General features: G+C 36.8%; 4 protein-coding genes. All 4 read right to left on the bottom strand.

What is annotated here, in order from left to right; translation table 11 throughout:
- Nucleotides 1-70: 70 nt before the first annotated feature.
- The 4 genes from J5G60_RS16555 to J5G60_RS16540 are packed head-to-tail and all read right to left on the bottom strand — an operon-like array spanning nucleotide 71 to nucleotide 4,969.
- Nucleotides 71-1,360, bottom strand: a complete 1,290-nt coding sequence (locus tag J5G60_RS16555; RefSeq protein WP_150357005.1) for an MFS transporter — start codon at nucleotides 1,358-1,360, stop codon at nucleotides 71-73.
- A 27-nt stretch (nucleotides 1,361-1,387) separates the two neighbouring features.
- Nucleotides 1,388-3,073, bottom strand: a complete 1,686-nt coding sequence (gene ilvD, locus J5G60_RS16550) for a dihydroxy-acid dehydratase (RefSeq protein WP_150357004.1) — start codon at nucleotides 3,071-3,073, stop codon at nucleotides 1,388-1,390.
- A gap of 14 nt (nucleotides 3,074-3,087) precedes the next feature.
- Complete coding sequence (gene dmpG, locus J5G60_RS16545) at nucleotides 3,088-4,095, bottom strand: 4-hydroxy-2-oxovalerate aldolase (RefSeq protein ID WP_150357003.1); 1,008 nt, start codon at nucleotides 4,093-4,095, stop codon at nucleotides 3,088-3,090.
- A gap of 1 nt (nucleotide 4,096) precedes the next feature.
- Nucleotides 4,097-4,969, bottom strand: coding sequence for an acetaldehyde dehydrogenase (acetylating) (locus J5G60_RS16540; RefSeq protein WP_150357002.1), 873 nt, complete (start codon nucleotides 4,967-4,969; stop codon nucleotides 4,097-4,099).
- Nucleotides 4,970-5,086 lie beyond the last annotated feature (117 nt).

The following is a 5,086-nucleotide window of genomic DNA, read 5'->3' as shown; positions in this document are numbered from 1 at the left end:
CTACCAGAAAATTTTTAATATTTGAAAAACTTTCTGGTAATAAAATATATAATTTAATCTCTAAACAGATTTAATTTCGTTCATACCCTGCACCTGCAGTTTTAGCTGGTAATGTCATCGATATAAAAAATCCCACAAGTAAAAATATTGCCAAGCTAAATATCCCAATCGTTGAATTATATCTTGAAATTAAGAACCCTACAATATATGGTCCTAGAAAACCTCCTAAATTACCCAATGCATTTATAAATCCACGTGAACTTGCTGCCATGTCACTTTCAAATAAGATCGGTGGTATTGTCCAAAACACGCTTGCCGGTGCCTGCAAACATGCCCCACATCCTATCATAAATATAAATGACAGCCAAACTACGTGCTTAAATTGCACTGACAAAATCAGGCATACTGCAAATACCACCAATAATATTCCTGTCCAGAATCTTCTATTATTACTTTTATCCGAAAGGCTTGAAAAAACATATAAGCCAATTATAGTACCTATGTATGGAATAATCGACAAAAACCCTATTCCGCTCATTCCAAAATGAACTATTTCTTTCAAAAGTGATGGTAGCCAAAGTGCAAATCCATATACTCCAGTTGTAAAGCAAAAATATATAGCGGTTAATTTCCATACATTAGAATTTGACAACAGCTTTTTAAATGGTACTTTCCCATTTACTTTATCTTCCTTTTTAAATTCTTCTTGCTCTTCACGTAATTTAGTCAAAATATAATTTTTTTCTTCATTACTAATCCACTTGGCATTTTCAGGACGATCACTAATAAGCGGCCACCATACAAATATTAACGCCAACGCTATAATCCCTTCAATTATAAATACATAACGCCAGCTGAACGCAGATATAATCAAACCTGACAATGGTCCAGTAATAATAGCTCCAATAGGAAGATTCATACAAAATAGTGCATTTGCTCTACCTCGTTCTTCATTGGGAAACCAATGGCTTAATATAGTAAGCATTGCAGGATAAACTCCTCCTTCTGCAACACCTATTAAGAAACGCACAATCAGTAGTTGGATAGAATTTTGAACAAAACCCGATAAAATCGCAAATCCTCCCCAGCCAACTATTGTGAGTGCTATAAACTTTTTTACATTTCCTCGTTCAGCTATTTGTCCTCCTGGTATTTGAAGAACCATATATCCTACAAAGAAAATACCTGCAGCAAGACCTGACATATCAGCAGCTATTCCCAGTGTCTTATTCATTCCCCCTGCCATCGCAAAACTTATATTAGTACGATCCATATATGCAATTATATACACCAGCAACACAGGTGGAATGATGTGAAGCCAACGAGCTTTTGGGATGTTTTTACTTAAATCTGAATCCATCTTAGTTATCCTCCCTATTTATATAATTTACTGATTATTTGCATGTAATTTTACAACTGCACCTTCAGCAGCAGACGAGGCCAGTTTTGAATAGATTGACAAATACCCTTTAGTGAATTTAGGCTTTGGAGGCTGCCATTTGCTCAACCTCTCCTTAATTTCTTCATCAGATAAATCAATTTCCAGTCTTCTATTATTTACGTCAATAGTTATAAGATCACCATCTTCAACAATTGCAATAGGTCCACCCTCAGCAGCTTCTGGAGAAACATGCCCAACAAAACAGCCGTTGTTTGTACCTGAAAAACGTCCATCTGTAACCAGAGCTATATTTTTTGTCAAACCCATTCCGTAAAGATACTTCATGGCTTTAAACATCTCTCTCATTCCTGGTCCTCCTTTAGGTCCTTCATATCTAATTACAACAACATGTCCTGGTTTTACTTCTCCATTTAAAATCGCCTTTTCGGCTTCTTCCTCAGAATCAAATACAATAGCTTTCCCGCTGAATTTATATACACTAGGATCAATTGCTCCTGGCTTGCTTACACCAGTTTTGGGTGCCAAATTGCCCTTTAATACCGCTATTCCTCCTAAAAAACCAAATGGATTTTCCAATGTTTTAATAATTTCATTATTTTCCGGAAATTTATATTGATAATTTTTCACATTTTCTTCAAGTGTCTTTCCCGTACAAGTTAAAACATCTTTATTCAGCAAGGGCATCATTCTTTCAATCACCCTGGGTATACCACCTGCCATCCAAAAATCTTCCATATCCCACTTAGCAGCCGGATTAACCTTTGCCACCTGCGGGGTTTTTTGACTAAATTCATCAAAATCCTCTAATACATTCATGTTTAATCCTGCTTCATAAGCTATAGCCGTTAAATGAAGCACTGCATTTGTAGAACCGCTAATACCTAAACATACTTTAACAGCATTTTCTACCGATTCTTTATTTATTATCTGTTTAGCTGTTATATTATTTTTAGTAAGATTCACAATAGCAATACCTGATTCATAGGCAATTCTCAAACGATCAGAATGTGTTGCTGGAATGAGACCTGCCCCAGGAAGTGACATTCCCAATGCTTCACTTAAACATCCCATTGTATTAGCAGTGCCTAAAAATGCACATGAACCGCATGAAGGACATACTAAATCTTCCAACAATAAGCATTTTTCTTTTGTAATTTTGCCTGCTCTATACATACCTAAAGCTTCTGACATAGACGTTGAATCAGATTTTCTTTCATCAAATACAACTCCACCTGCCATAGGTCCTCCATTTACCAATATAGCTGGTATATCAAGTCTTGCAGCTGCCATAAGCATGCCAGGCACAACTTTATCACAAGATGCAAGCAATACAATCGCATCTAATTGATGTGCCTCCACCATTATTTCAATTGAGCTGCAAATGACCTCTCTGGACGGAAGTATATAATGCATTCCCTTATGTCCCTGCGCAATTCCATCACAAGCACCGATAACTCCAAATTCTACAGCAGTTCCTCCTGATCTGTATATACCTTTTTTCACTTGCTCACTCAATTGGTTAAGATTAAAGTGACCAGGTGAAATATTATTCCAAGAATTTGCTATACCTATAATTGGTCTTTCTAAATCATCATTAGAAAAACCCATGGATTTATACAAAGATCGACTGAAGCCATTATCGATTCCACTTAATATTTTTGAACTCCTCACTTAACATTTCCCCCTTATTTTTTTGATAGTTCATAGGCAACATCTATAATCATATCTTCCTGCCCACCAACCATTTTTCTCTTTCCTAACTCAACCAGTATATCCCTCGGGTCTAAATTAAATCTTTTTGCTGCATTATAGGTATGAAGTAGAAAACTCGAATAAACTCCTGAATATCCCAGCATCAAAGGAGCATTACGCACAACCTGCGGGCGCTTCATGATCGGTTCTACTATGTCTTCAGCTACATCCATGATTTTGTAAAAATCTACACCAGTTTCATAGCCCAGCTTCTGGAGAAGCCCCGCTAAAACTTCTATCTGTGCATTGCCTGCTCCAGCTCCAAGTCCCCTGCATGCTCCATCAATGAACGTTGCTCCTGCTTTAATCGCTGCTAAAGAATTTGCAGTAGCTAATGTTAAATTATTATGTGCATGAAATCCCACTGGCACATTCAATGCATCTACAACTGCACTGATTCTATCTGTAACTTGTTCTGGAAGCATTGCCCCTGCAGAATCTGCTATATTTACATAATCTGCTCCATAGGATTCAAGTAATTTTGCCTGTTCCACAACTTTTTCCACCGGTGCCATATGAGTCATCATCAAAAATCCCACTGCCATCATGCCAAGTTTTTTAGCCATGCCTATGTGCTGCTCACTTATATCTGCTTCCGTAACATGAGTTGCAACTCTAACTACTTTAGCTCCATAATGGGATGCCATTTTCAAATCCTCAATAGTTCCAATTCCTGGTAACAAAAGTACCGTAAGATTTGCCTTTTCAATTACATCACTTGCCGCTTTTAAAAGTTCTTCTTCACTTGTTTTAGACCATCCATAATTATAAGAAGAACCTGCAAGTCCATCACCATGAGATAATTCGATATACTTAATTCCTGCTTTATCAAGCCCGGATACTATGGCTTTAACTTGTTCCACGTCATACTCATGAGAAACAGCATGACTTCCATCTCTTAAAGTTGTATCCACTAAATTTATAAATTTCTTTTCGCCCATATTATTTCCCCTCCTCTGCAATAATTTGTTGTGCCAACCTTTCGGCTGTTCTTACAGCAGCAGATGTTATTATATCAAGATTTCCAGAATACTTAGGCAGAAAATCTCCCTGTCCTTCAACCTGCACAATAACTGTCACCTTATCTCCATCAATGATAGGCGGCACCCTGAGTTTATAACCAGGTACATAGACTTCTATCTGTTTCACTATTTCATTTACCGATTTAGTAATAGCTTTTATATCTGGATTTTCAACCTGTACATATATAGTATTGGTCATCATGATAGGCGGCTCCGCTGGATTTAATATTATTATAGCCTTGCCTTTTTTTGCTCCCCCCACAACTTCCAATGCTTTTGATGTTGTTTGAGTAAATTCATCAATATTTTGTCTAGTTCCCGGACCAGCACTCTTTGATGCAAGGCAGGATACGATTTCTGCATATTTCGCTCCTGCCACTCTATTAACAGCGTACACTATAGGTACAGTAGCTTGTCCTCCACAAGTTACCATATTCAAATTTGGCTCTTCTTTTACCTTATCAAGATTTACACAGGGGACTACATAGGGCCCGACAGCTGCCGGCGTAAGATCAATAGCTATTTTGCCGGCTTTTTTGAGCAGTGGCGCATGTCTTAAGTGATGCTGTGCTCCTGTAGCATCAAATACAATTTTAATATCTTTCTCAGGGAGTATTGCATCAATTCCCTTTATTGATGTATTAAATCCCAACTTTCTTGCCCTTTTTATACCCTCTGATTCAACTACACCAGTCATCATAGCTAACTCAATATATTGGCTTCGCATAATTTTATACATCAAATCAGAACCAATATTTCCAGGTCCAATAATACCTACTTTGACTTTTTTCATATTTACATCTCCTTTTCCTAGAACAAAATTTAATTTGTACTATATTATCGTATAATGTTTTTATTATTTTTTAAAAAAATATTATTTATATTTAGAATTGATGAAATGCAACATAGC

It is taken from the genome of Clostridium sp. HV4-5-A1G (assembly GCF_900184915.1).
Taxonomy (GTDB): domain Bacteria; phylum Bacillota; class Clostridia; order Clostridiales; family Clostridiaceae; genus Clostridium_B; species Clostridium_B aromativorans.
Note: the sequence above shows the minus strand (reverse complement) of the source record. Positions and strands in the feature narration are given on the sequence as shown.

Coding starts and splice junctions, on each gene's coding strand:
- J5G60_RS16540 (WP_150357002.1), bottom strand. CDS start 4,969: ATGAAAAAAGTCAAAGTAGGTATTATTGGACCTGGAAATATTGGTTCT.
- J5G60_RS16555 (WP_150357005.1), bottom strand. CDS start 1,360: ATGGATTCAGATTTAAGTAAAAACATCCCAAAAGCTCGTTGGCTTCAC.
- dmpG (WP_150357003.1), bottom strand. CDS start 4,095: ATGGGCGAAAAGAAATTTATAAATTTAGTGGATACAACTTTAAGAGAT.